Annotated in this window: 24 protein-coding genes; 17 read left to right on the top strand and 7 right to left on the bottom strand. The window is 62.5% G+C overall.

Going from position 1 to position 26,916, the window contains the following annotated elements; genetic code table 11:
- The first annotated feature begins 97 nt into the window (after window positions 1-97).
- From HU764_RS03055 to HU764_RS03010, 10 genes are all read left to right on the top strand, one after another.
- A complete protein-coding gene (locus tag HU764_RS03055) occupies window positions 98-1,030 on the top strand; it encodes a TauD/TfdA family dioxygenase (RefSeq protein ID WP_186675675.1) in 933 nt (310 codons plus the stop codon).
- Window positions 1,027-2,508 (top strand): AMP-binding protein, encoded by a 1,482-nt coding sequence (locus HU764_RS03050; RefSeq protein WP_186675673.1) that lies wholly within the window; start codon window positions 1,027-1,029, stop codon window positions 2,506-2,508. The genes HU764_RS03055 and HU764_RS03050 overlap by 4 nt, the downstream gene beginning before the upstream one ends.
- Before the next feature lie 10 nt (window positions 2,509-2,518).
- Entirely contained in the window at window positions 2,519-3,118 is a 600-nt protein-coding gene (locus tag HU764_RS03045) for a thermostable hemolysin (RefSeq protein WP_027595641.1), read from the top strand.
- Window positions 3,119-3,166: 48 nt separating this feature from the next.
- Entirely contained in the window at window positions 3,167-4,360 is a 1,194-nt protein-coding gene (locus tag HU764_RS03040; protein WP_186675671.1) for a multidrug effflux MFS transporter, read from the top strand.
- A gap of 295 nt (window positions 4,361-4,655) precedes the next feature.
- The gene (gcvH, locus tag HU764_RS03035; protein WP_016501301.1) at window positions 4,656-5,039 is read left to right on the top strand and encodes a glycine cleavage system protein GcvH; all 384 of its coding nucleotides are present in this window, start codon (window positions 4,656-4,658) and stop codon (window positions 5,037-5,039) included.
- A gap of 11 nt (window positions 5,040-5,050) precedes the next feature.
- A complete protein-coding gene (gene gcvP, locus HU764_RS03030; protein WP_186703517.1) occupies window positions 5,051-7,906 on the top strand; it encodes an aminomethyl-transferring glycine dehydrogenase in 2,856 nt (951 codons plus the stop codon).
- A 147-nt stretch (window positions 7,907-8,053) separates the two neighbouring features.
- A complete protein-coding gene (locus HU764_RS03025) occupies window positions 8,054-9,430 on the top strand; it encodes an L-serine ammonia-lyase (RefSeq protein WP_186675668.1) in 1,377 nt (458 codons plus the stop codon).
- Between the two features lie 24 nt (window positions 9,431-9,454).
- The gene (gene gcvT, locus HU764_RS03020) at window positions 9,455-10,579 is read left to right on the top strand and encodes a glycine cleavage system aminomethyltransferase GcvT (protein WP_186676183.1); all 1,125 of its coding nucleotides are present in this window, start codon (window positions 9,455-9,457) and stop codon (window positions 10,577-10,579) included.
- A gap of 357 nt (window positions 10,580-10,936) precedes the next feature.
- The gene (locus HU764_RS03015) at window positions 10,937-11,149 is read left to right on the top strand and encodes a cold-shock protein (protein WP_186675667.1); all 213 of its coding nucleotides are present in this window, start codon (window positions 10,937-10,939) and stop codon (window positions 11,147-11,149) included.
- Window positions 11,150-11,245: 96 nt separating this feature from the next.
- Window positions 11,246-11,734, top strand: a complete 489-nt coding sequence (locus HU764_RS03010; protein ID WP_099428405.1) for an RDD family protein — start codon at window positions 11,246-11,248, stop codon at window positions 11,732-11,734.
- Window positions 11,735-11,956: 222 nt separating this feature from the next.
- Here the strand turns inward: HU764_RS03010 and lptG are convergent, their stop codons facing one another.
- Both lptG and lptF read right to left on the bottom strand, forming a co-directional pair.
- On the bottom strand, window positions 11,957-13,018 hold the full coding sequence (lptG, locus tag HU764_RS03005) for an LPS export ABC transporter permease LptG (RefSeq protein ID WP_099453018.1): 1,062 nt from the start codon (window positions 13,016-13,018) through the stop codon (window positions 11,957-11,959).
- Window positions 13,011-14,126, bottom strand: coding sequence for an LPS export ABC transporter permease LptF (lptF, locus tag HU764_RS03000; protein WP_027595632.1), 1,116 nt, complete (start codon window positions 14,124-14,126; stop codon window positions 13,011-13,013). Before lptF ends, lptG begins: the two co-directional genes overlap by 8 nt.
- A 301-nt stretch (window positions 14,127-14,427) precedes the next feature.
- Between lptF and HU764_RS02995 the strand changes: the two genes are divergently transcribed.
- The 5 genes from HU764_RS02995 (at window position 14,428) to rlmF (ending at window position 20,927) form a co-directional block, all read left to right on the top strand.
- Window positions 14,428-15,921, top strand: coding sequence for a leucyl aminopeptidase (locus HU764_RS02995; RefSeq protein WP_186703516.1), 1,494 nt, complete (start codon window positions 14,428-14,430; stop codon window positions 15,919-15,921).
- A 50-nt stretch (window positions 15,922-15,971) separates the two neighbouring features.
- Complete coding sequence (locus tag HU764_RS02990; RefSeq protein ID WP_099428403.1) at window positions 15,972-16,400, top strand: DNA polymerase III subunit chi; 429 nt, start codon at window positions 15,972-15,974, stop codon at window positions 16,398-16,400.
- A gap of 5 nt (window positions 16,401-16,405) precedes the next feature.
- Window positions 16,406-16,771, top strand: coding sequence for a DNA polymerase III subunit chi (locus tag HU764_RS02985; RefSeq protein WP_186703515.1), 366 nt, complete (start codon window positions 16,406-16,408; stop codon window positions 16,769-16,771).
- A gap of 184 nt (window positions 16,772-16,955) precedes the next feature.
- Window positions 16,956-19,802 (top strand): valine--tRNA ligase, encoded by a 2,847-nt coding sequence (locus HU764_RS02980; protein WP_027595627.1) that lies wholly within the window; start codon window positions 16,956-16,958, stop codon window positions 19,800-19,802.
- Between the two features lie 174 nt (window positions 19,803-19,976).
- On the top strand, window positions 19,977-20,927 hold the full coding sequence (gene rlmF / locus HU764_RS02975) for a 23S rRNA (adenine(1618)-N(6))-methyltransferase RlmF (RefSeq protein ID WP_027595626.1): 951 nt from the start codon (window positions 19,977-19,979) through the stop codon (window positions 20,925-20,927).
- Window positions 20,928-20,978: 51 nt separating this feature from the next.
- Here rlmF and HU764_RS02970 read toward each other — a convergent pair whose 3' ends face one another.
- Window positions 20,979-21,260 carry an HU family DNA-binding protein gene (locus HU764_RS02970; RefSeq protein WP_003255106.1) on the bottom strand — a complete coding sequence of 94 codons (282 nt, stop codon included), beginning with the start codon at window positions 21,258-21,260 and terminating at the stop codon, window positions 20,979-20,981.
- A gap of 395 nt (window positions 21,261-21,655) precedes the next feature.
- Between HU764_RS02970 and yejK the strand changes: the two genes are divergently transcribed.
- Window positions 21,656-22,663, top strand: a complete 1,008-nt coding sequence (gene yejK, locus HU764_RS02965) for a nucleoid-associated protein YejK (RefSeq protein ID WP_186675662.1) — start codon at window positions 21,656-21,658, stop codon at window positions 22,661-22,663.
- Window positions 22,664-22,688: 25 nt separating this feature from the next.
- On the opposite strand, the gene HU764_RS02960 is transcribed toward yejK, so the two are convergent.
- The 4 genes from HU764_RS02960 to HU764_RS02945 form a co-directional block, all read right to left on the bottom strand.
- Window positions 22,689-22,973: a GIY-YIG nuclease family protein gene (locus HU764_RS02960; RefSeq protein ID WP_027595624.1), complete on the bottom strand. Its 285-nt coding sequence runs from the start codon at window positions 22,971-22,973 to the stop codon at window positions 22,689-22,691.
- A gap of 17 nt (window positions 22,974-22,990) precedes the next feature.
- A complete protein-coding gene (locus HU764_RS02955) occupies window positions 22,991-23,467 on the bottom strand; it encodes a nuclear transport factor 2 family protein (protein WP_186675660.1) in 477 nt (158 codons plus the stop codon).
- A gap of 177 nt (window positions 23,468-23,644) precedes the next feature.
- Window positions 23,645-24,925: a CynX/NimT family MFS transporter gene (locus HU764_RS02950; protein WP_217835001.1), complete on the bottom strand. Its 1,281-nt coding sequence runs from the start codon at window positions 24,923-24,925 to the stop codon at window positions 23,645-23,647.
- A gap of 13 nt (window positions 24,926-24,938) precedes the next feature.
- Window positions 24,939-25,589, bottom strand: coding sequence for a FadR/GntR family transcriptional regulator (locus HU764_RS02945; protein ID WP_099453009.1), 651 nt, complete (start codon window positions 25,587-25,589; stop codon window positions 24,939-24,941).
- 138 nt (window positions 25,590-25,727) lie between these two features.
- Here HU764_RS02945 and HU764_RS02940 point away from each other — a divergent pair, with 138 nt between their 5' ends.
- A complete protein-coding gene (locus HU764_RS02940) occupies window positions 25,728-26,909 on the top strand; it encodes an alkaline phosphatase family protein (RefSeq protein WP_186703513.1) in 1,182 nt (393 codons plus the stop codon).
- Window positions 26,910-26,916 lie beyond the last annotated feature (7 nt).

Here is a 26,916-nt window from a genome sequence, read left to right as displayed (position 1 = left end):
TAAATTTCTTAAAACCAGCAGCTTGTTCTTTTCACTTACTGTGAGGTCATCGGGTAGCGGTGTTCTACCTGACCCACAGTTCACGGAGGAATAAGTCATGCTGGCGCACGTACAACCCACGGTGTTTCCGTTCTATCGACAACCGACGCCGTGCTACGGTTTTGAATGTATCTATGCCGTCGACCGCGACCTGCGGGTAGGCGATTCAATCAACAGTGCAACACTGTATGAAGACCTCGCCCACAGTGGCGCAATTATCTACCGCGACTTTGCCGATACGCTGCCGGACTTCAACGACTTCGTCAGTGCGCATTCCGCCCGCGTGACATTCGACCCGGCCCGCAAAGCCGCCACGTCCAACACGGCAGAAATCGAGGCCGGGGTGAATGAAATGGGGCTGCACCGTGAGAACGGTAACTTGCCATTCAACCCCGACCTGCAGTGGTTCTACTGCCTGGAGCCAGCAGCCGTGGGCTCTGAGACGACCTTGTGCGATGGCCAACGCGTACTGTTCGACTTGTCTTCGAAAACCCGAAAGTGTTTTGAGAACCGTGAGATTCGTTACAGCCGGCGCATCCCTTGGAACAATGTAAAACGTTTTCTGAGCATTGAACTGCAACTGCCCATCGATGACATTACCGACGAGCATTTGCACCACGTCAATCAACTTGTCAGTGGCCAAACTTACCGTCGCATCGATCAGAACCTGATTGCGTCCGAACTGGTTATCTCCGCGGTTGAAACCAGTTGCTTCAGCGGCAAGAAAGCGTTTTGCAATTCAATGCTCGGCCCCAGCGTCAATTATGAACCGCCGCTTATCACGTGGGCCGATGGTGAAGATATCGCCCTGGATATCTGGGACGAAATCAAAGAAGTCACCGCCCGCAATACCTATAGCCACTTCTGGCAGAAGGGCGACCTGGTGGTGATCGACAACACCCGGGTGATGCACGGTCGCCGACGCCTGGATGACCCCTCACGGCGCATATTCGGCGCGCAAAGCTACCGCCTTGGAGGTATCGGCCAATGATCAGCCAAAAAATGCAGAACTACCTGGCCGCCACCCCCGACCGCGTAGTGATCAAGGAAATGAACGGTCGCGCCTACACCTTGCACGAATTGCGCCGTGACGTGATGCGACTGGCCAGTGCCCTCGAGGGGCGGGTTGGCCGCTGCGAACGCAAAGTGTTTGGCATCGCCATGCGCTCTTGCTACGAGTGGGTGTACACCTTGTTGGCGATCCAGAAAGTGGGCGGTGTGTTGCTACCGGTGCCCATCGAGTTTTCCGACGACCAGATCGGCAGCCTGCTCGGCAAGGCAGCGGCAGTGTTCGTCAGCGATGAGCAAACCGCCGGTCGCCTGCACGCTATTTTGCCGGACAAGGCGTGCTTCATCCCCGCGCAACTCATGCACGAGACCATTGGTGATGAATGGCGCCAGGAGGACGAGCTCATCCCGGACGGCATTGTTTCGATCATCCACACGTCCGGCACCACCTCCAAACCCAAAGGGGTGATGATCCGCGACGAGGCCGTCGGGTTGCTGGTCGATAACGTGATGAAGCGCCTGCCACAACAGCCGCTGCACTACTTCTCGATCGTCCCCATGAGTTTGCTGATCGAGCAGGTGCTGGGGGTGTTCATCCCGATTCTGTCCGGCGGCACCTTGACCCTCATGCCCGAAGGCATGACCGAATACGGCGCAGCCAGCGGCAACGCACGGCAGTACCTGCAGTTGATAGCCCCCAACCAGCCGAACTTCCTGTACCTGCCGCCCAAGCTGCTGGAAGAGGCCAACCTGCTGCTCGAGCACTGCTCGGTCGAGGAACTGTTCGGGCCACAACGCCCGCACATCATCACCGGCGGCGCGAAGATTCCGGTAACGGTTTTGCAAGCCTTGGAAGCGCACGGCGTGCAGGTGTTCGAAGCCTATGGCCTGAGCGAGAACTCTTCGATCATTTCGCTCAACTCACCGGCGCAACGGCGTATCGGCTCGGCAGGCACACTGCTCGATGGCATCGAACCCAAGCTGGTCGACGGTGAATTGCTGGTCCGCACGCCGACCCTCTGCGCCGGTTACTACAACGCCGACGATACTGCCTGCGACCTGTCCGACGGGTATCTGCATACCGGCGATATCGCCGAATTTCGCGACGGTTATCTGTACATCACCGGCCGCAAGAAGCACGTGATCATCCTGTCTACCGCACGCAACATTTCGCCTGAATGGGTCGAGAACGTCTACAAAGAGAGCGCCCTGGTAGACGACATGATCGTCATGGGCGAAGGCAAGGACGAGCCTTGCGCCATCGTCTTGAGCAGCGCCTGCGCTGACTCGGTCCGCCAGGAAATGGCGCGCCTGGAGCACCGGCTCGCCGACTTTGCCAGGGTCAGGCAGATTCGCGTCATCGCTGACATCGCCACCTTCCGTGATCAGTTCTACACCGTCACGGGGCGGCCACGCAGGGCCGAGATCGAAGCGCGGTTCATCGACCAGATGTACGCCTGAGGAAGCCACCATGTACATCGTGCGTAATTTCTACAAAGGCCGACCTGGCTACCGATGCCTGCAGGAAGCGGTACGTGCCCACTACCTCAAGCACTATGGCGCGACGCCAGAGCCACAGCCTGATCTGTTCGTCTGCCTGACCGGCGCCAACGGTGGGGCTCCAGGTTACGCCTGTGCGGGGATCAGCTACGGCGATTCCGGCAAGCTGTTCAGCGAGTACTACCTGGATCAAAGCCTGGATGAGCGCTACCACATCGATCGGGCACGCATTGCCGAAGTGGGCGCATTCGCCTCGTTCCATAGCGGCAGTGGGGCCGGGAAGTACTTGCTCAACAACGTGATCAAGACACTGGCCCTGCGAAATTTCGGCTTGGTGGTGCTGACCGCGACCGAGCAGGTGCGGCAGCTGCTGATCCCCCTGGTAGACACCCTTGAGGACCTGGGCGGTGCCGACCGCAGCAGGCTCAAGGACCCTGGCGTCAACTGGGGCAACTACTACGAACACGGACCGCGGGTGGTGGCTTCGCGCCTGTCTGCACCGAGTACCTGGGGCAATGCCCCCGCCCTGGCGCTGAGCCAGCCGCATTTCACCTGCCAGGCATCCGCCTGACCACATCTGGCTCCGGGCATGGCCGTGCCCGGAGCACTGGAGGTAACCATGAACGCAAACAAGCGTTACGAGAATTTCATCGTGTTCCTTGCGCCCCTGATCAACAGCGTCGGGGGGATCGCCATCGACCTGTATGCGCCGAGCATGCCGTCAATCGGGCATGAGCTGGGCGCCAGCCCGTCGCTCATGCAAAACACCATCACCATCACCTTGCTGTTCTATGCCATCGGCCAGCTATTTTTCGGCATCATGACCGATGCGCGCGGGCGCAGGCCGGCAGTAATCCTGGGCCTGGCGCTGTTCCTCAGCGGTAGCCTGCTGGCCACCTTCTCGACCTCCATCGAAATGCTGTTGGTGGCCCGCGCACTGCAAGGTTTTGCAATCGGTGCCTGCCAAGTGGTTGCCCGTGCCTTGTTGGTCGATATCGTCAAGGGCCCGCGCTTCTATGTGGCGATCATCTACCTGAGCCTGGCGTTCGGCCTCGGGCCCGTCATCGCACCCTATGTGGGCGGCATGATCGAGGTCTACCTGGGGTGGCGCTACAATTTCGTCCTGTATGCGGTCTACGCCGTGATCGTGATGGCGTTCGTCCTGGCTGGGCTCAAGGAATCGCTGCCCGCCACTGCCCGCCGCAGTGCCATGCAAACGTTGGTGGGCTACCGGTGCATCCTGGCTGACGGGCGCTTCCGCTCTTCGGTCATCGTACTGGGGGCAAGTTTCTCGGCGTTTCTGCTGTGGAACGTGATTGGCCCGCATATCGTCCAGGAGCGGCTGGGCCATGACGCACAATACTTCGGCACCACGGCACTGGCGGTGGGCAGTTGCTATCTGGTCGGGACGCTGGTCAATCGCGCGTTGATCCGCAGGGTCCAGGCGGCCACATTGATGTGGACGGGCATGCTGTTGTTCCTGCTCGGTGTGTTGAGCATCGCCGCCATGCCCGCCGGGTTGAACCTGGTCAGCATCCTGGGTGGCATCATGCTTGTCGCGTTCGGCCAGGGCTTTATCTTTTCCAACGCCATGGCCCGCTCCATGTCCCTGTTCCCCGACCGCGCAGGCGTAGCGGCAAGCCTGCAAGGCTGCCTGATGCTGGTGTTCGGGTCGCTGGCGTCGGGCATCGTCAGTGCGCTGCCGTTGGCGTCCAACCTGGCGATCGCGGGCGTGTTCCTGGTGCTCTGGCTGATCTCGCTGTCGGGGATGCTGACGGTGCGCCTGCAACAGCGCCAAGCGTCGCCAGCCTGAGCCAGGTGCCGACCGCTAGGCTTAGATGACGTGTGTGTATTGATTTCAATACATCGTAATGGAATCAATACACACCCACACCGATCTGTATCTATAAGGGTTTGCCACGACTGGCGATTTGGGCCGTGGACCTTCTGTATCGATTTCATTCCGGCCTCGTTTTCACGAGCATTTCGATAATCTATCAAACCATTGATTTATAAGCGTTTTATTTTATTGGCCACATTTTTGCTACAGGAAATCCAACAAGTGCGTGGCTGACCACGCCTACCGCCCTGCTTTTCGAGGATTTCCCATGAGCGAGTTGCGTTTTACTGAAGATCACGAATGGCTGCGCGTCGAAGCTGACGGCAGCGTCACCGTGGGCATCACCGCCTACGCCCAGAACGCCCTCGGCGATGTGGTCTTCGTGCAACTGCCAGAGTTGCAGCAGTATGAGAAAGGCAGCGAAGCGTCCACCGTCGAATCGGTAAAGGCCGCCAGCGGCGTGTACATGCCGCTGACCGGCGAAGTGGTCGAGGTCAACGGCCAGCTCGAAAGCAGCCCGGAACTGGTCAACGAAGACCCGATGGGTGAAGGCTGGTTCTTCCGCTTCAACCCGGCCGACATGAGCGAAGTGACCGCCCTGCTCGACCAGGACGCCTACGACCGCCTGATCAAAGCCAACGACGACGCCTGAGGAACCGCACCATGACCATCAACCTCAGCACCGCCAACGAATTCATCGCCCGCCACATCGGCCCACGCACCGCTGACGAACAGGCCATGCTCGCCACCCTGGGCTTCGACTCCCTGGACGCCATGACCGCCGCGGTCATCCCCGACAGCATCAAGGGCACCAGCGTGCTCGGTGCTGAAGACGGCCAGAGTGAAGCCGACGCACTCGCCTCGCTGAAAGCCATCGCCGGCAACAACCAGCTGTTCAAGAGCTACATCGGCCAGGGTTACTACAACACCCACACCCCGGCACCGATCCTGCGCAACCTGCTGGAAAACCCGGCCTGGTACACCGCCTACACCCCTTACCAGCCGGAAATTTCCCAGGGGCGCCTGGAAGCGCTGTTGAACTTCCAGACCCTGATCAGCGACCTGACCGGCCTGCCGATCGCCAACGCCTCGTTGCTCGACGAAGCCACCGCTGCCGCCGAAGCCATGACCTTCTGCAAGCGCCTGTCGAAGAACAAGACCAGCCACGCCTTCTTCGCCTCCAGCCACTGCCACCCGCAAACCCTCGACGTGCTGCGCACCCGTGCCGAGCCGCTGGGCATCGACGTGGTGGTGGGCGACGAACGCGAACTGACCGATGTCAGCGCCTTCTTCGGCGCACTGCTGCAGTACCCGGCCAGCAACGGTGACGTGTTCGACTACCGCGACCTGGTTCAGCGCTTCCACGCGGCCAACGCCCTGGTGGCCGTGGCTGCCGACCTGCTGGCCCTGACCCTGCTGACCCCGCCAGGCGAGTTCGACGCCGACGTGGCCATCGGCAGCGCCCAGCGCTTTGGCGTGCCACTGGGCTTTGGCGGCCCACACGCGGCTTACTTCGCCACCCGCGATGCGTTCAAGCGCGATATGCCAGGCCGCCTGGTCGGCGTGTCGATCGACCGCTTCGGCAAAACCGCCCTGCGCCTGGCCATGCAAACCCGCGAACAGCACATCCGCCGCGAGAAGGCCACCAGCAACATCTGCACCGCCCAGGTGCTGCTGGCCAACATCGCCAGCATGTTCGCCGTGTACCACGGCCCGGCCGGCCTCAAGCGCATCGCCCAACGCACCCATGCACTGACCGCCATCCTCGCCGCCGGCCTCAAGGCCATGGGCGTTCAGGTCGTCGGCGACAGCGCCTTCGATACCCTGACCCTGGCCACCGGCGAAGCCACCGCCAGCCTGCATGCCAAAGCCCGTGACCAGCGCATCAACCTGCGCCAGGTCGACGCTGGCCACGTCGGCCTGTCGCTCGACGAGACCACCGCCCAGGCGGATGTCGAAACGCTCTGGCAACTGCTGGCCGGCGACCAACCGCAACCGGACTTCGCCGCCCTCGCGGCCAGCACGGGCTCGCTGCTGCCGGCCAACCTGCTGCGCCAGTCGGCGATCCTCGAACACCCGGTGTTCAACCGCTACCACAGCGAAACCGAGCTGATGCGTTACCTGCGTCGCCTGGCCGACAAGGACCTGGCGCTGGACCGCAGCATGATCCCGCTGGGTTCGTGCACCATGAAGCTCAACGCTGCCAGTGAAATGATCCCGGTCACCTGGGCCGAATTCGGCAACCTGCACCCGTTCGCTCCGGCTGAACAAAGCCAGGGTTACCTGCAGATGACCACCGAGCTGGAAGCCATGCTGTGCGCCGCCACCGGTTACGACGCGGTGTCGCTGCAACCCAACGCCGGTTCCCAGGGCGAGTACGCCGGCCTGCTGGCCATCCGCGCCTACCACCGCAGCCGCGGCGAAGGCCACCGTGACATTTGCCTGATCCCGTCTTCGGCCCATGGCACCAACCCTGCGACCGCGAACATGGCGGGCATGCGTGTGGTGGTCACCGCCTGTGACGCCCGTGGCAACGTCGATGTCGAGGACCTGCGCGCCAAGGCTATCGAACACCGCGAGCGCCTGGCCGCCATCATGATCACCTACCCGTCGACCCACGGCGTGTTCGAAGAAGCGATCGGCGAAATCTGCGCGATCATCCACGACAACGGCGGCCAGGTTTACATCGACGGCGCCAACATGAACGCCATGGTCGGCCTGTGTGCCCCTGGCAAGTTCGGCGGCGACGTTTCGCACCTGAACCTGCACAAGACCTTCTGCATTCCGCACGGTGGTGGCGGCCCGGGCGTCGGCCCGATCGGCGTCAAGTCGCACCTGGCGCCGTTCCTGCCCGGCCACGCGCAGCTGGAGAACCCGCAGGGCGCGGTGTGCGCCGCACCGTTCGGCAGCGCCAGCATCCTGCCGATCACCTGGATGTACATCCGCATGATGGGCGGTGCCGGCCTCAAGCGCGCGTCGCAAATGGCCATCCTCAACGCCAATTACATCGCCCGCCGCCTGGAAGAGCACTATCCTGTTCTGTACACCGGTGGTAATGGCCTGGTTGCCCACGAGTGCATCCTCGACCTGCGCCCGCTGAAGGACACCAGCGGTATCAGCGTCGACGACGTGGCCAAGCGCCTGATCGACTTCGGTTTCCACGCCCCGACCATGTCTTTCCCGGTGGCCGGCACGCTGATGATCGAGCCGACTGAAAGCGAGTCCAAGGAAGAGCTGGACCGCTTCTGCGACGCGATGATCCAGATCCGCGAAGAAATTCGCGCCGTCGAGAACGGCAGCCTGGACAAGGACGACAACCCACTGAAAAACGCCCCGCACACCGCAGCGGAGCTGGTTGGCGAATGGGCCCACGGCTACAGCCGTGAACAGGCGGTGTACCCGCTGCCGAGCCTGGTGGCAAGCAAGTACTGGCCACCTGTCGGCCGGGTCGACAACGTGTTCGGCGACCGCAACCTGGTCTGCGCCTGCCCGTCGATCGAGAGCTACCAGGACGCCTGATAGCGTGGGGCCGCTTCGCGGCCCATCGCCGGCAAGCCAGCTCCCACAGGTCAGCGCAGACCTCTAGGCATGCGCCATCCCTGTGGGAGCTGGCTTGCCGGCGATGGGCTGCGCAGCAGCCCCAACGGTTTAAACGGAGGAAGCAGCATGTCACTGAGCGTCTTCGACCTGTTCAAGATCGGCATCGGCCCCTCCAGCTCCCACACGGTCGGCCCAATGCGCGCCGCCGCACGTTTTGCCGAAGGCCTGCGCCGCGACGGCCTGCTGGCCAGCACGGTCAGCGTCAAGGCCGAGCTGTATGGCTCGCTCGGCGCCACGGGTAAAGGCCACGGCAGCGACAAGGCGGTGTTACTCGGCCTGGAAGGCGAGCACCCCGATACCGTCGATACCGAAGCCATCCCCGCCCGCCTGCAGGCCATCCGCGACAGCGGCCACCTGCGCCTGCTCGGCGAACACGGCATCGCGTTCGTCGAAAAGCAGCACCTGGCGATGATCCGCAAGCCACTGGCCTACCACCCCAACGGCATGATCTTCCGCGCCTTCGACCACGCCGGCCTGCAGATCCGCAGCCGCGAGTACTACTCGGTAGGCGGCGGTTTCGTGGTCGACGAGGACGCTGCCGGCCACGACCGTATCGTCGAGGACAGCACGCCGCTGCCCTACCCATTCAAGTCCGCCAAGGCGCTGCTCGGGCACTGCACCGCGCAACACCTGTCGATCAGCCAGGTGATGCTGGCCAACGAGGCGGCCTGGCGCCCGGAGGCCGAGACCCGTGCCGGCCTGCTGCGTATCTGGCAGGTGATGCAGGATTGCGTCGAGGCCGGTTACCGCCATGAAGGCATTTTGCCGGGTGGGCTCAAGGTCAAGCGCCGGGCACCGGCGTTGTACCGGCAACTCAGCCAACACCCGGAAGCCAGCCTGCGCGATGCGCTGTCGGTGCTCGACTGGGTCAACCTCTACGCGCTGGCGGTAAACGAAGAGAACGCCTACGGCGGCCGCGTGGTCACCGCACCCACCAATGGCGCCGCGGGCATCGTCCCGGCGGTCTTGCACTACTACATGCGCTTTGTACCGGGTGCCAGCGAAGACGGCGTGGTGCGCTTTCTGCTCACGGCGGCGGCCATCGGCATTCTCTACAAAGAAAATGCCTCCATCTCCGGCGCCGAGGTTGGCTGCCAGGGCGAAGTTGGCGTGGCCTGCTCGATGGCCGCCGGAGCCCTGTGCGAAGTCATGGGCGGTAGCGTGCAACAGGTCGAGAACGCCGCCGAGATCGGCATGGAACACAACCTGGGCCTGACCTGCGACCCGATTGGTGGGTTGGTTCAAGTGCCCTGCATCGAGCGCAACGCCATGGGCTCGGTGAAGGCGATCAACGCCGTGCGCATGGCCTTGCGCGGTGACGGGCAGCACTTCGTCTCGCTCGACAAAGTCATCCGCACCATGCGCCAGACCGGCGCCGACATGAAAAGCAAATACAAGGAGACCGCCCGCGGCGGTCTGGCCGTCAACATCATCGAGTGTTGACCCGATAACAACACCAAGGAGTCACTGATGTCCGAAACACTGCTCAAGACCCCGCTGCACGCCCTGCACCTCGAGCTGGGCGCGCGCATGGTGCCATTCGCCGGCTATGACATGCCGGTGCAATACCCGCTGGGCGTGCTCAAGGAGCACCTGCACACCCGCGAGCAGGCAGGCCTGTTCGACGTCTCGCACATGGGCCAGATCATCCTGCGCGGCAGCGACGCTGCCAAGGCGCTGGAAAGCCTGGTGCCCGTGGACATCATCGACCTGCCAGTGGGCATGCAGCGCTATGCCATGTTCACCAACGAACAAGGCGGCATCCTCGACGACCTGATGGTCGCCAACCTGGGCGATGACGTGCTGTTCCTGGTGGTGAACGCCGCCTGCAAGGACCAGGACCTGGCCCACCTGCAACAACACATCGGCAGCCGCTGCGAGATTCAGCCGCTGTTCGAGGCCCGCGCGCTGCTGGCCCTGCAAGGCCCGGCGGCGGTCAAGGTGCTGGAACGCCTGGCCCCGGAAGTGGCTGGCATGACCTTCATGCAGTTCCGCCCGGTCACCCTGCTCGGCGAAGACTGCTACGTCAGCCGTTCAGGTTACACCGGTGAAGACGGTTACGAAATTTCGGTGCCGGCCAACGCCGCTGACGCCCTGGCCCGCCGCCTGCTGGCCGAGCCCGAAGTGCAACCCATCGGCCTGGGTGCGCGCGACTCGCTGCGCCTGGAAGCCGGCCTGTGCCTCTATGGCCACGACATGAACACCCAGACCACGCCGATTCAGGCCAGCCTGCTGTGGGCCATCTCGAAAGTGCGCCGCGCCGACGGCGAACGTGCTGGCGGCTTCCCCGGTGCTGACATCATCTTTGGCCAGCAGCAGCACGGTGTAAAACAAAAGCGTGTCGGCTTGCTGCCGCAAGAACGTACACCGGTACGAGAAAGCGCAGAGATTGTCGATGCATACGGTAACCCGGTGGGCAAAGTCTGCAGTGGTGGCTTTGGCCCAACACTTGGCGCACCGGTTGCAATGGGTTATGTCGATATCGAACATGGCGCGCTAGACACATCACTGTTTGCATTGGTACGGGGCAAGAAGGTTGCCTTGAAAGTCAGCAAAATGCCTTTCGTACCGCAACGTTACTACCGTGGCTGAATGCAGAACATGAGGTCGGTGAACAGGCTCGCCCTATTCGATTTCGAACCTGTTCAATAACGAACGAACATGGCGCCAGCCCAGGCGCCATGCCGTTTGCGACAAATTGTTCGGCTATCGGCAAAAGCCCAGTTTTCCTGACGAGCAAGGGCTTGTTTTTCGCGCAGGAGTTGGCGTAGAGTCACTGCACTGTGTTTGCATGGGTCGCAACAGTTCGTGACCTGGGCCAGTAGCCGCAATCTGCTACAACCCGTTCGACGTCTCTTACTTTCCAGCAACCCAGCCCAGTCAGCTTTCATTCAATAACGATGTGAAAGTAACTGTTATCAAATTAATAGATTCATAGGAAATAAGAAAATGACACAGCGTCAGAACGGTACCGTCAAGTGGTTCAATGACGAGAAAGGTTACGGTTTCATCACTCCAGACAGCGGTCCGGATCTGTTCGTACACTTCCGTGCCATTCAAGGCAACGGCTTCAAAAGCCTGAAAGAAGGCCAGAAGGTTACCTTCGTAGCCGTTCAAGGCCAAAAAGGCATGCAGGCTGACGAAGTCCAGGCCGAAGCCTGATAATCCCTAAAAAAGAGCCCCTGCGTTGACGCGCAGGGGCTTTTTTTTGCCCGCAGTTCCCTAAAATGGGCCTTTGCCATCTGGAGCTGCAGCGTAATGTCCAAGCCTCCCCTCTTGCCTCAGGGTGACTTTCCGCCCGCTGGGCTAGGCCGCCGGCTGGCGGCGATGTTCTATGACTTTTTGCTGTGCACTGCCCTGCTGATCGTAACGGCGGGCGCTTACAAGATGATCCAGATGGCGATTATCGGCGAGGCCCGCATGCGTGAGCTGACCGATGCCGGGGCGCTGGATGGCGACCCGTTGTTGTCGACGATTCTGGTGTTCGCACTGTTTGGTTTCTTTGCCAAATTCTGGACCCACGGCGGGCAGACCCTGGGCATGCAGGTGTGGGGCGTGCGGGTGCAGAATACCGATGGCAGTGCCATCAGCCTGTGGCAGGCGCTGTTGCGCTTCGTGGTCTCGATCGCGTCGTGGCTGTGCCTGGGGCTGGGGTTTTTCTGGGCGTTGATCGACAAGCGCAAACGCGGGTGGCATGACATCTATTCGGAGACACAGTTGGTGCGGGTGCCGAAGCAGAAGAAATGACGCGCAGTTACGCACACTCTTCAATGCGGCCACCGCCTCTGTAGGAGCAGCCTTGTGCTGCGAAGAGGCCCGTGACAGCAGCCAAGATTGATTGTGCTGTCCCCGGCCTCTTCGCAGCACAAGGCTGTTCCTACAGGCCAAGGTCAAGCACACGCCTAAAGCCAGAATTGAACCCTCAAAAAAGCCGACCCTGAGGTCGGCTTTTGTACATCGATCAAACCCTCAACCCGCTCGGCGGAGTAACCACAACCCTGCCAGTGCGCAGATCCCGGCCGGTATCACGACCGCCAGCAACGGCGGGAACCCGAACACCTGGCTCGAAGGGCCTAGCAGGTCCTGCGCGATGCGGAACACGAAGCCCACCAGCACACCGGTGAATACCCGCTGGCCGAGGGTCACCGAGCGCAGGGGGCCGAAGATGAAGGAAATCGCCATCAGCACCAGTGCCGCGGTCACGGCCGGCTGCAACACCTTGGTCCAGAACGCCAGCCAGTAGCGGGCATTGTTCAAGCCTTGGTCGGACAGGTAGTGGATGTACTCCCACAAGCCGGTAATGGACAGCGATTCCGGCGCCAGGATCACGGTATTGAGCAGTTGCGGCGTGACCGAAACGTCCCAGCGCTCTTCCGGCGTCTTCACCACTTCGGTGTGGTCACCACGGAAATACGTGGTGCTTACGTCGCTGAGCTGCCAGTGGTCGTCGTTGTACTGCGCCCGGCGGGCGAAGCTGGAGGTGACGATCTTGCGCTCACTGTCGAAACGGTAGCGGGTCACGCCCAGCAACAAACCATTGGGCTGCACGGCGTTGATGTGCACGAACTCTTCGCCCTGACGGTGCCACATACCCCGCTTGGAGCTCTGCGCCTCACCGCCACCCTGGGCCAGGGAACGGTCGGCCTGGGCCTTGTTTTCGGTGACCGGCGCCACGTACTCGCCAATCAACACGCCCACCAGCATCAGCACCAGCATCGGCTTCATGACCGCCCAGACGATACGGCCGATGGATACACCGGCAGCGCGCATGATGGTCAGTTCGCTGCTGCTGGCCAGGCTGCCCAGGCCGATCAGGCAGCCAATCAATGCCGCCATCGGCAACATGTCATACAAACGGCGCGGTGCGGTCAGCAGCGTGAACCAGCCGGCATCCATCACCGTGTAGGTGTCGCTCAGGTCACTCATCTCATCGATGAAGGCGAACAGCGAAGCCAGGCCGAGGATGATCCCCAGCACGGCCAAAATGGCCATGAGCACGCTCATGCCGATGTAGCGATCCAGTTTAACCACGGGCCACCTCCGCACGACGGGCAGCGCGTTTGAGGCTCAGCGGTTCCCAGTACATCAGCCCAAGCCCGATCAGCAAGAACAGGCCGTGCACCCACCACATGCCCAGGGCGATCGGCAATTTGCCCTTCTCGAGGGCGCCGCGTACGGAAATCAGCATTGTCAGGTAGGCCATGTACAGAAGAATCGCCGGCAGCAACTTGAGGAAGCGCCCCTGGCGTGGGTTGACCCGCGACAGCGGCACTGCCAACAGGGTCACGACGAAGACCAGGATCGGCAACGACAACCGCCATTGCAGCTCGGCGCGTTCGCGCAAGCCCTCCTGGCCGAACAATTGCGAAGTCGGAATAGCTTCGCGCTCGGTCACTTCCTCGCTGACTTCAGGCTTGGGCAGCAGTACGCCATAGGTGTCGTACTTGATGGCACGGTAATCGGCCTGACCAGGGTTGCCGTCGTAGCGGTAGCCGTTTTCCAGCACCAGGTAGCGGTTACCATCGGCCTGCACTTCCTGGTGGCCTTTTTCGGCGACCAGTACCGACGGGGCGCGGTCCTTGGTTTTGTCCTGGTTGAAGCGTTTTTCGGAGATGAACACGCCACCAAGGTTGATGCGGTCGTCCGACAGCTGCTCGGTGTAGGTCACCCGTGAGCCATCACGCAGGGTCTGGAAACGCCCAGGCACCAGGGTGTCGAACTCGGTCAGGGCGTCCTGCTGGCTGATGATCTGCTGCACCTGGGCCACGCCCAGGGGCGCCAGGCTCAGGCTCAGCCAGGCAACCAGCAAGGCCACCAGGGCGGCGGGCGCCATGGTCAGGCCCAGCAGGCGCTGCTGGCTCATGCCCGTGGCCGACAGCACGGTCATTTCGCTTTCCAGGTACAAACGGCCGTAGGCCAGCAAAATGCCGAGGAATAGCCCCAAAGGCAGGATCAGTTGCAAGAAACCCGGCAGGCGGAAGCCCATGATCAGGAACAGCACGCTCGGGTCGAGCACGCCCTGCGCCGCCTGGGCCAGGTACTTGATGAAACGCCCACTCATGATGATCACCAGCAGCACGGCGCTGACGGCGCTCAAGGTCACCAGGACCTCGCGGGACAGATAACGAAAGACGATCAAACCAGACACTCCTGGGTTGTCAGGGCGGACTGCCAAACATTGGCGCCAAACAATGACTTAGTACAGCCAAGACCAATGTCGGTTCGCCACAGGCGAACCTCCATGTAAAGTGCGCGCATTATCCTGTGATTGACCGCCCCTGTCACTTGGCCGCGCATGAAGCCGCAAAACAGGGTTGTCAGCACGCTGGCCGCAGGCTCAAACTGGCAGCTTTTCCACGGGTACGCGACCACGCGGCCTGGCCCGCCCAGAGCGCTTGAATGCAAAGCGCCAACTGTATCGATCATTCGGGGACCCTGACATGGAACTGGTTGTAAAAAGCGTAGCTGCTGCATCCGTAAAAACCGCCACGCTGGTTGTACCGGTAGGTGAAGGCCGCAAGCTCGGCGCTGTTGCCAAGGCCGTCGACCAAGCCTGCGAAGGTGCCATCAGCGCCGTGCTCAAACGTGGCGACCTGGCCGGTAAACCGGGGCAGACCCTGCTGCTGCACAGCCTGCCAGGCCTGAAGGCCGAACGCGTGCTGCTGGTTGGCAGCGGCAAGGACGAAGCCCTGGGCGACCGCGCCTGGCGCAAACTGGTGGCCAGCGTCGCCGGCGTCCTGAAAGGCCTCAACGGTGGCGACGCCGTGCTCGCCCTGGATGATATCGCCGTCAGCAACCGCGACGCCCACTACGGCAAGTACCGCCTGCTGGCCGAGACCCTGCAAGACGGCGAATACGTGTTCGACCGTTTCAAAAGCCAAAAGGCCGAGCCACGCGCCCTGAAAAAGGTCACCCTGCTGGCCGACAAGGCCGGCCTGGCCGAGGTCGAGCGTGCCGTCAAGCACGCCACGGCGATTGCCACCGGCATGGCCTTCACCCGCGACCTGGGCAACCTGCCGCCCAACCTGTGCCACCCAAGCTTCCTCGCCGAACAGGCCAAGGAGCTGGGCAAGGCGCACAAAGGCCTCAAGGTCGAAGTGCTCGACGAGAAAAAGATCAAAGACCTGGGCATGGGCGCGTTCTACGCCGTGGGCCAGGGCAGCGACCAGCCGCCACGCCTGATCGTCCTCAATTACCAGGGCGGCAAGAAGGCAGACAAGCCGTTCGTGCTGGTGGGCAAGGGCATCACCTTCGACACCGGTGGCATCAGCCTCAAGCCAGGCGCCGGCATGGACGAGATGAAATACGACATGTGTGGCGCCGCCAGCGTGTTCGGCACCCTGCGTGCGGTGCTCGAACTGCAGCTGCCGATCAACCTGGTGTGCCTGCTGGCCTGCGCTGAAAACATGCCGAGCGGCGGCGCTACCCGCCCGGGCGACATCGTCACCACCATGAGCGGCCAGACCGTCGAAATCCTCAACACCGACGCCGAAGGCCGCCTGGTGCTGTGCGACGCCCTGACCTACGCCGAACGCTTCAAGCCCCAGGCGGTGATCGACATCGCCACCCTGACCGGCGCTTGCATCGTCGCCCTGGGTAGCCATACCTCGGGCCTGATGGGCAACGACGACGACCTGGTCGGCCAACTGCTGGATGCCGGCAAGCGCGCCGACGACCGTGCCTGGCAGCTGCCGCTGTTCGACGAGTACCAGGAACAACTGGACAGCCCGTTCGCCGACATGGGCAACATCGGTGGGCCGAAGGCCGGCACCATCACCGCAGGCTGCTTCCTGTCGCGCTTCGCCAAGGCCTACAACTGGGCGCACATGGACATCGCCGGCACGGCCTGGGTCAGCGGTGGCAAGGACAAGGGCGCCACTGGCCGCCCGGTCCCGCTGCTGACCCAGTACCTGCTGGACCGCGCTGGCGCCTGATGCCGTGAGGCCGGTGGCGCCTTGCGCGCCACCGGCCGGCAGAGACCACCATGAGCAAAGTCGATTTTTACATCCTGCCCACCGACGCCTTGTCGGCGCGGCTCGATTTCGCCTGCAAGCTGTGCGAAAAAGCCTGGCGCCTCGGCCACCGGGTCTACCTGCATTGCCAGGATGCCGAACAGCGCAGCGAACTGGACCAACGCCTCTGGCACTTCAAGGGCGAAGCCTTCGTGCCCCACGACCTCGCGGAGTTGCACGCGGATGCCACGGTGGCCTTAGGGATTGCTGAAGATGCCGGGCAACACAGTGACCTGCTGATCAACCTGGGCGCTGGCGTGCCCGCGTTCGTCGGCCAGTTCGAACGGGTGGCCGAGATCGTCGTCGAGGAGCCAGGCATCCGCCAATCGGCCCGTGAGCGGTTCCGTTTCTACCGCGAACAGGGCTATGCTCTGCAAGACCACCGCTTACAGCGACTTTGACGACGATGGACAAGCCTTCCCCTTTACCCGACTCCGCCCATCTGCTCGATGACCTCGAGTCGATCCGCCAGTTGCTTGGCGACGCCGACCTGCAACCGCCGCTGCTGACCGAGACGGTGGAGCAGATTCCACTGTTGCTGGACGAGCCCGGCGTTAACGCCGTGCCGGCCGTCGAGCCGATCGCCGCAGCCCCTGAGGAAGACCCGCAAACCCGCCGCCAGGACACCTTGCTGCACCTGGAAAGCGAGCTGCGCGCCGCAGCGCAGGCGATCATGCAAGACGTGATCAATGACTTTACCCCGCATATCGAGAACGAAATCAAGCGCCGGCTGGATGCGCGTATCGAGCGCTTGATCAAGCGTTCTGAGTGATATTTCGGGGCCGCTTTGCGGCCCATTCGCGGCACAAGGCCGCGCCTACAGGGATCGCGGTGCCTGTGGGCGCGGCCTTGTGTCGCGAAAGGGCTGCAAAGCAGCCCCCGGCCTGTCGCCTAAACCCTGTGCCTTCGTTATACTTTTCGGCTTTCCCGAATAAATGCACAGGGTCCCGCCGCGCATGGATAAGACCTACCAGCCGCACGCCATCGAAACTTCCTGGTACAACACCTGGGAGTCCGAGAACTATTTCGCTCCACAAGGTGCAGGTGAGTCCTACACCATCATGATCCCGCCGCCGAACGTCACTGGCAGCCTGCACATGGGCCATGGGTTCAACAACGCGATCATGGACGCCCTGATCCGTTTCCGCCGCATGCAGGGTCGCGACACCCTGTGGCAGCCGGGCACCGACCACGCCGGTATCGCCACGCAGATGCTGGTCGAGCGCCAGCTCGAAGCCAAAGGCCAGAACCGTCATGACCTGGGTCGCGAACAGTTCCTGGAAAAAGTCTGGGAGTGGAAGGACCAGTCCGGCGGCAACATCAGCCGTCAGATCCGTCGCCTGGGCTCGTCGGTCGACTGGAGCCGTGAGCGCTTCACCATGGACGACGGCCTGTCCGAAGCCGTCAAGGAAGCCTTCGTGCGCCTGCACGAAGACGGCCTGATCTACCGCGGCAAACGCCTGGTCAACTGGGACACCAAGCTGCACACGGCCATCTCCGACCTCGAAGTGGAAAACCACGACGAGAAGGGCCACCTGTGGAACCTGCGCTACCCGCTGGCCGACGGCGCCAAGACCGCCGAAGGCAAGGACTACCTGGTGGTTGCCACCACGCGTCCGGAAACCCTGCTGGGTGACGCTGCCGTCGCGGTCAACCCGAACGACGAGCGCTACCAGGCCCTGATCGGCAAGTTCGTCGAGCTGCCGTTGGTCGGCCGCCGCATCCCGATCATCGCCGACGACTACTGCGACCCGGAATTCGGCACCGGCTGCGTGAAGATCACCCCGGCACACGACTTCAACGACTACGAAGTCGGCAAGCGCCACAACCTGCCGCTGCTGAACATCTTTGACAAGAACGCGATGGTCCTGGCCAATGCCCAGGCCTTCAACCTCGACGGCAGCGTCAACGAGCAGGTCGACACCACCCTGCCCGCCCAGTACGCCACCCTCGACCGCTTTGTCGCGCGTAAGCAGATCGTCGCCGACCTTGATGCCCAGGGCCTGCTGGTCAGCATCGACGACCACGCCTTGAAAGTGCCGAAAGGCGACCGTTCGGGCACTGTCATCGAACCCTGGCTGACCGACCAGTGGTATGTCTCCACCAAGCCGCTGGCAGAGCCTGCCATCGCCGCCGTGGAAGATGGCCGCATCCAGTTCGTGCCCAAGCAGTACGAGAACATGTATTTCTCCTGGATGCGCGACATTCAGGACTGGTGCATCAGCCGCCAGCTGTGGTGGGGCCACCGCATCCCGGCATGGTACGACGAGGCCGGCCAGGTCTATGTCGGCCGTGACGAGGCTGAAGTCCGCGCCAAGCACAACCTGGGCGCCGATGTTGCCCTGCGCCAGGACGACGACGTACTCGACACCTGGTTCAGCTCGGGCCTGTGGACCTTCTCGACGCTGGGCTGGCCAGAACAGACCGAGTTCCTCAAGAAGTTCCACTCCACCGATGTGCTGGTCACCGGCTTCGACATCATCTTCTTCTGGGTTGCGCGCATGATCATGCTGACCATGCACCTGATCAAGAACGAGGACGGCACCCCGCAGGTTCCGTTCAAGACCGTGTACGTGCACGGCCTGGTGCGCGATGGCCAGGGCCAGAAGATGTCCAAGTCCAAGGGTAACGTCCTGGACCCGCTGGACATCGTCGACGGCATCACCCTCGACGCCCTGTTGGAAAAACGCACCAGCGGCATGATGCAGCCCAAGCTTGCCGAGAAGATCGCCAAGCAGACCAAGGCCGAGTTCCCGGACGGCATCGCCAGCTACGGCACCGACGCCCTGCGCTTCACGTTCTGCTCGCTGGCCTCGACCGGCCGCGACATCAAGTTCGACATGGGCCGCGTCGAAGGCTACCGCAACTTCTGCAACAAGATCTGGAACGCCGCCCGCTACGTGCTGGACAAGGGCGAGGACTGCGGCCAGAACGGCGAAGCCTACGAGCTGTCGCTGGCCGACCGCTGGATCATCTCGCAACTGCAGCGTACCGAAGCCGAAGTGACCCGCCAGCTGGAGCAGTTCCGCTTCGACCTGGCCAGCCAGGCCCTGTATGAGTTCATCTGGAACCAGTATTGCGACTGGTACCTGGAACTCTCCAAGCCTGTGCTGTGGGACGAGAACGCCCCGGTCGAGCGCGCCCGTGGCACCCGTCGCACCCTGGTGCGCGTGCTGGAAGTGGCCCTGCGCCTGGCGCACCCGTTCATGCCGTTCATCACTGAAGAAATCTGGCAGCGCATCGCGCCGCTGGCTGGCATTCAGGGCAAGACCATCATGCTGCAGCCGTGGCCGGTGGCCAATGAAAGCCGCATTGATGCCGCTGCCGAAGGTGACATCGAGTGGCTCAAGGAGCTGATGGTCGGCCTGCGCAACATCCGCGCCGAAATGAACATCGGCCCGGGCAAGCCGTTGCCTCTGTTCCTGAAAAACGCCAATGCCGACGACCAGCGCCGCCTGCAGGAAAACGAAGCCCTGCTGAAGAAACTGGCCAAGGTCGAGTCGTTCACCGTGCTTGGCGATGCCGACGAAGCGCCACTGTCGGCCACCGCACTGGTGGGTGATCTGCAGGTACTGGTGCCGATGGCCGGCCTGATCGACAAGGACGCCGAACTGGCTCGCCTGAACAAGGAGATCCAGCGTCTGCAGGGTGAAGTCCAGCGCGTGGGCGGCAAGCTGTCCAACGCTGCCTTCGTCGACAAGGCACCGCCTGCGGTGATCGAGAAGGAACGCGCCAAGCTGGCAGAGTCCGAACAGGCCCTGGCCAACTTCACCGAGCAGCATGCGCGGATTGCAGCGCTGTAACCTGACAATGCTGACCTGACCAGCGAGGGCTTCGCCCTCGTTCGCGGCACAAGGCCGCTCCCACAGGAATCGCGCTGCCTTCAAGGAGCCCCACTATCCTGTGGGAGCGGCCTTGTGCCGCGAAGGGGCCGCACAGCGGCCCCCTGGCCAGCACCTGCAGCACCGGACCTGACCATGACCCAGAAACCCACCCTGCACCCGCGCAACCGCCACCAGGGTCGCTACGACTTCCCCAGCCTGATCAAGGCCCACCCTGACCTGGCCCGCTTCACCATCACCAACCCGCACGGCAAACCCAGCATCGACTTCGCCAACCCCGAGGCGGTACGGGTGTTCAACCGCGCCTTGCTCAAGGCCCAGTACGGTATCCAGCACTGGGACATCCCCGCCGACTACCTGTGCCCGCCCATCCCCGGTCGCGCCGACTACATCCATGTGCTCGCCGACCTGCTGGGCGAAGACAATGCGGGTGAGATCCCCAAGGGCGCCCAGGTGCGCGCATTGGACATCGGCGTGGGTGCCAACTGTATCTACCCGCTGATCGGCCACAGCGACTACCGCTGGCGCTTCCTGGGGTCGGATATCGACCCTGTGGCACTGGCGTCGGCCAAGGCCATCGTCCAGGCCAATGGCCTGAGCAAGGCCATCACCCTGCGCCAGCAGGCCAACCGCACGCACATTCTCAGCGGCCTGTTGCAGGCGGACGAGCGCTTCGACCTGACCCTGTGCAACCCGCCCTTCCATGCCTCACGCGAGGAAGCCACCCGCGGCAGCCAGCGCAAGTGGAAAAACCTGGGCAAGCAGGACCCCAAGCGCAAACTGCCCGTGCTCAATTTCGGCGGCCAGAACAACGAACTGTGGTGTGAGGGCGGCGAGATCCGCTTCGTGACGCAACTGGTCGGGGAAAGCGCGCAGTACGCCGAAAGCGTGCTGTGGTTCACCAGCCTGGTGTCCAAGGCCAGCAACCTGCCAGGCATCGAGGCTGCGCTGAAAAAAGCGGGCGCCAAGGCCGTGCGCATCATCGAGATGGGCCAAGGGCAGAAGCAGAGCCGCATGGTCGCCTGGAGCTTCCAGGACGACAACGCGCGCCAGGCCTGGCACGCACGGCGTAAAACACAAGGCTGAAAAAAACCGCGCCCGGGCAAGCCGGGCGCGGTTTCATCACAGCGTCAACAATTACTTGTTGATGGCGTCGGTCAGCACTTTGGCTGGCACGAACTTGACGACTTTCTTGGCAGCGATTTCGATGGCAGCGCCAGTCGAAGGGTTGCGGCCGGTACGGGCAGGACGCTCGGAGACTTTCAGCTTGCCGATGCCTGGCAGGGTGATTTCAGCGCCGTTTTCCAGTTGGTCAGCAACGATCTGGCCCAGTTGCTCCAGTGCGTTTTTGGCGGTGGCTTTTGGCGCGGCGATCGATTCGGCGATGTCGGCAATCAGTTGGTCTTTGGTCAATGCCATGGTGATGTTCCTTCCCTATCAAATTCAGTAGTTAAGCAGCGAGCTACGACGTTATCGGGCCAGCCCCTGAATTCTGGAGGGCCGCGCCAATCGCGTATGTAGATACGTAAATCGGCGTTTGGTTCGACACGACGCTAGCGTGCTGCCAGCAATGCGCCACGCGAGGGGCGCAAGACCGCGCAAAGCTACCACAGGAATGGATAAATATCCGCTGCGCACTTCGATTTAATGCAGGTTTTTCGGGGGTTTTAGCTTAAAACGCACAAAACTGAACAAAAAACGAACAACCGGCATTTCTGCCAACATCCGGCCACTGCATCACCTTGTCTCTGGGGTAAACTGGACGACTTTTGCAGCACGGCCGTGCACCGCCCCCCAGACTCGCCGAGGACTTCATGCCAATCCGTCATTGTATCGTTCACCTGATCGACAAGAAGCCCGATGGCAGCCCCGCCGTGCTGCACGCACGCGATACCGAACTGGGCGCCTCCGATGCCATCGAAAACCTGCTGGCCGACCTCAACGACAGCTACAACGCCAAGCAAGGCAAGGCGTGGGGCTACTTCCACGGCGAATCGGGTGCCTACCCGCTCAGTGGCTGGTTGAAGCAGTACCTGGAAGCAGAAAAGGACTTCGCGGCGTTCAGCCGCATCGCCGTCGAACACCTGCAAAAGCTGATGGAAGAGTCCAACCTGTCCACCGGCGGGCACATCCTGTTCGCCCACTACCAGCAAGGCATGACCGATTACCTGGCGATCGCCCTGCTGCACCACAGCGAAGGCGTGGCGGTGAACGCGGACCTCGACGTGACGCCATCGCGCCACCTGGACCTCGGCCAACTGCACCTGGCGGCGCGCATCAACCTGTCCGAGTGGAAGAACAACCAGAATTCCAAGCAGTACATCTCGTTCATCAAAGGCAAGAACGGCAAGAAAGTCTCCGACTACTTCCGTGACTTCATCGGCTGCCAGGAGGGCGTCGACGGCCCAGGTGAAACCCGTACCCTGCTCAAGGCCTTCAGCGACTTCGTCGAAAGCGAAGACTTGCCGGAGGCATCGGCCCGCGAGAAGACCCAGACCCTGGTCGACTACGCCACCACCCAAACCAAGCTGGGCGAGCCGGTGACCCTTGAAGAACTGTCCAGCCTGATCGACGAAGACCGCCCGAAGGCGTTTTACGACCACATCCGCAACAAAGACTACGGCCTGTCGCCGGAGATCCCTGCAGACAAACGCACCCTCAACCAGTTCCGCCGCTTCACTGGCCGTGCCGAGGGGCTGTCGATCAGCTTCGAGGCGCACCTGCTGGGCGACAAGGTGGAGTATGACGAGGTGGCGGGGACCTTGATCATCAAGGGGCTGCCGACGCAGTTGATCGATCAGCTGAAGCGGCGCAAGGACTGATACCGCCTGGGGCGCGTAGCGCGCCCTAGGCGTTGCTGAACGAGGCCACCAGCGCCTCCTTGGCCGATTTACGCAGCCGCTTCACCAGCCGCTCCTGGCGCAGCGCTTCGCCTTTGTCGGGCCACTGCTCGACATACACCAGCGCCTGCGCCGGGCTGGTCTTGAAGTACCGCGCCCCTTGCCCTTTCTGATGCGCCAGAAAGCGCCGCTGCGGGTCATCGCTGATCCCGCAATACAGTGACCCATTGGCCGCCCGCACCAGGTACACATACCAAGGTTTTACTGCCTGATCCGGCACTGCTTCACTCACGACGCCTGCTCTTTCCGTTAGTTGCCTTGGCTGTGCTGGAACGCCCGCAGGCCTTTGAACGCCTGCTGGCGCACCTTGTTCTGAATCAGCGGCGACCAGCCCAGCAGCACCCCGGGGGCCCCCAATGCCTGGCGCGACCAGCGCCAAAGGTCGAAGCTGTCGTCATGCTGGCAAATCAAGCCATCGCGAATGACGAAACGTGCCTGGATAGCGTTGACCACAGTACGGCCGGTCTGGCTGAACAGGTAGGTCGCGACCCAGTGCGCACTGCCACCGCGTTCGTCCGCACGGACGTTGCCGAAGGTGAGGGTGAAGTCCTTGGCGCGGGTGGTGAGCATCCGCCACATGTCGCCTGCATCCTTGCCGCGCAGGGTACCGAAGACCGGGTCGCTGAAGACGATATCGTCGCTGTAACAGGCCACCATGGCCTCGGCATCCAGCCGCTGGAAGGCCTGGTAGAAGCGGGTGATCAGGTCGCGGTTGGCGTCGCTCATGGTGCAGGTCCATCCTGGGATCGAAAGGTGCACGATAATCTGCTCGATGCGCTTACGCCAGTGCCGGCCCATTCGCGGGACAAGCCCGCTCCCACAGGAGCCCGCAGCACTGAAAGCACTCCCATCCTGTGGGAGCGGGCTTGTCCCGCGAATGGCCCGGCACTGGCACAATCGGTCTCAGACTTTTTCGCTGGTCACCTGCACATGCAACGCCCGCCCAGCCCCAAGCCCGAAAACAATGGCACCCAGGCCTAGCACGGCAAAGATCCACCCCAGTGCCGCCCAGCCACCGGTCAGGTCATGCACCAACCCCACCGCAAACGGCCCCATCGACGCCAGTGTGTAACCCACCCCTTGCGCCATGCTCGACAGGTTCGCCGCCACATGGGCGTCTTTGGAGCGCAGCACGATCAACGTCAACGCCAGGGCAAACGTCCCACCCAGCCCCAGGCCCAGCAGCACCGCCCACCCCCACAGCCCGGAAATAGGCGCATACAGACAGCCAAACAGCCCGGCCAGGGTCACCAGCATGACAATCACGATGGCCAAGCGCTGGTCCTTGCCGCGCGTGGCCAGCCAGGGCGCACTGAGCGAGCTGATCAATTGCACGATCACCGAGCCCGACAGCACCAGCCCCGCCTCGGTTGGGCTCAGACCACGACCCATCAGAATCGAAGGCAACCAACCGAAGACGATATAGGCCAGCGACGATTGCAGGCCCATGTACAAGGTCACCTGCCAGGCCAGTGGGTCCCGCCACAGGCCACGCACTCGATAGGCAACCTTGTGCAGGCCATGCCCCTGGCGCGCCTGCGGCAGCCAGATCAACATGGCCAACAGTGCCGGCACGGCCCAGAAGCCCAGCCCCAGCGCCCAGTTGCCTTCATAGTGCTGGGCCAGAGGCACCGTGGCGCCGGCCGCCATGGCCGCCCCCAGGCACAGCGCCATGGTGTAGACCCCGGTCAAGGTGCCGGCATGCTGTGGGAAGTCGCGCTTGACGATGCCCGGCAACAGCACGCCGATAATGCCAATGCTGGCGCCGGCCATGAGACTGCCCAAGAACACCCCCGCCACACCAAAGGCACTGCGCACCACAATGCCCAAGGTCAAGGTCAGGAGAATGCCGAGGATCACCCGTTCACTGCCAAAACGCCGCGCCAGCACCGGCGCCAGTGGCGCGAACAGGCCCAGGCACAGTACCGGCAAGGTGGTCAGCAAGCCAGCCTGCGAGGCGCTCAAACCCAGGCCTTCGGACACCAGGCCCAGCACCGGCGCCATGCTCGACAAGGCCGGCCGCAGGTTCAGCGCCACCAATACCAGGCCCAGCAGCAACAGCCAGGGCCGGCGCAGCAGCACAGGCTGTTGCTGCACCTGCTCGTCATCGGCTTCGGCGTCGATCAGCAGTTCGTCGAGTTCCCGCTCGCCGGGCGGGTTGCTACGGGTCATTGATTCAGCCATTGGCTTCTCGTGGTCAGGATTCGATGAGGGTCCGGCTCAGGCGCTTGGCCCGCTCCGAATCACGTTGCTCGATGGCGTCGAGGATTTCCCCGTGCAGATCGAACGTGGACTGGCAGCGCGGAACAGTGGTCATGTTGTGCTGCAGCGCAGCGGCCACCACGCCGGAAAAGTACCGGTACAACTCACTCAATGCCGGGTTGTGGGCGGCGTCCACCAAGCGCTGGTGAAACACCAGGTCGCAGCTCACATACGCATCGATGTCACCGTGAAAATGCCCGGCGCTGCCCGCAAGGGCTTCACGCAACCCGTGCAGGTCGGCGTCGGTACGGCGCAGCGCTGCCAGGCCGATGGCCTCGGCTTCGAGGATATGGCGCGTCTCCCGCGCCTGCTCGGGGGTGCAGCGGGACATCGCCTGCACCGCCATCAACGGGTCCTGGGCCGTGCGCAGGTAACTGCCATCGCCCTGCCGTATTTCCACCAGGCCGCTGAACGCCAGCACGCGCATGGCCTCACGCACGGTATTGCGGCTGATGCCCAATTCCTGGGCCAGCTCCGGCTCGGTCGGCAGGCGCTGCCCTACCTGCCAGTCGCCGTTGAGGATGCGCTCGCGCATGCGCTCCACGGCAAGTTCGACCAGGGAACGCTTGGTCAACTCTACGCTCATTACATTCAACCAATCATCCGATGAATTACTGCAGCCTAATGGAAAGCCCTCTGAACAGCAAACCACCTGGTATTTCTGCCAGTTGTGAGCGGCACGCTTTATTGCAACGCTCGCTCTACCGTTCCCGGATGCCCCTTCATGCGATTATCAGCCCTGCTTCTGATGACACTGACGCTGCTGGCAGCTTGCGAGCCGGCGCAGCATGCGCGGCAACCGAAAACCCTGATCATCGGCATCGAAGGCGTGCAACTCGATCGTTACGAAGCCTTGGGCGACGCCAGCAATCTGCAGCAACGCCTGTATTACGGCAGCGCTTACACCGGCGGCATCACTGGCAAGGCCAGCGAGCAGCCAACGCTCAGCGGCCCTGGCTGGGTCACCCTGCTCACCGGGGTCTGGAGCAACAAGCATGGCGTTAACTCGAATGCCGAGTCGCTGCGGGTCGCCCCGGCCTTCCCTAGCCTGTTCAAACGGCTGCGCCAGGCGCTGCCCACCGCCTACCTGTCCAGTGTGGTGAACTGGTCGCCGATCAACACCGCGTTCCTGCTCGAGGACGCCCACGGCAACGACGTACGCGAAAGTGGCTTATCCGACGAAAACGTCATCGCGCGGGCGCTGCAGATACTGGAGACCACGCCCGCCGACTTCACCTTCATCCAGTTGGGCGAACCTGATGCAGCCGGCCACAACGGTGGCTTCGACAACCGCTACCAGCAGGCACTGCGAAAGGCCGACAACCAAGTGGGGGAACTGCTGGACGCGGTCGACCTACGCAGCCGCCGCCATCTGCGTGAAGACTGGCTGGTGATTGTCAGCACGGACCATGGCCGCGACTATTGGGGCAAAGGCCATGGCGGCGTCACAGAACAGGAAAAGACCATCTTCATCGCCAGCAATAAACCGCTGAACAAAGAACTGACTCAGCCCAGCATTCCGAAAGAAAAACCAGGGCCAAACAACCTGTACCGTCTGCCTGCGCAGACCTCAGTGGCACCCACCGTCCTGCGCCACATGGGGCTGACACTCGAGCCGCAATGGCTACTCGACGGCACACCCCTGCTGGGTAACACGGGCGCTCGCAAAGCAAGGGCCGATGAAGCCAATGCCCGCCTGCGCTGGCACAGTACCGCCAAGGGCTACGTGACCATCCTCAAGAACGGGCATGTGGTTGCACAAGTACCGGCTGGGGCCGAGCAGTGGACCGACCCGGACGGTATGGATGACGTCAACGACTATGTGCTGCTACTCGATGGCACCCCGGCCGCCGTACGCAACAGGCCGGCCGGCATGCCGTACAGCATCGAGGAAATCGCCTATTGAGAGCCAG

It is taken from the genome of Pseudomonas kermanshahensis, assembly GCF_014269205.2.
Lineage (GTDB): Bacteria > Pseudomonadota > Gammaproteobacteria > Pseudomonadales > Pseudomonadaceae > Aquipseudomonas > Aquipseudomonas kermanshahensis.
This window is presented reverse-complemented; position numbering and strand designations above follow the sequence as displayed.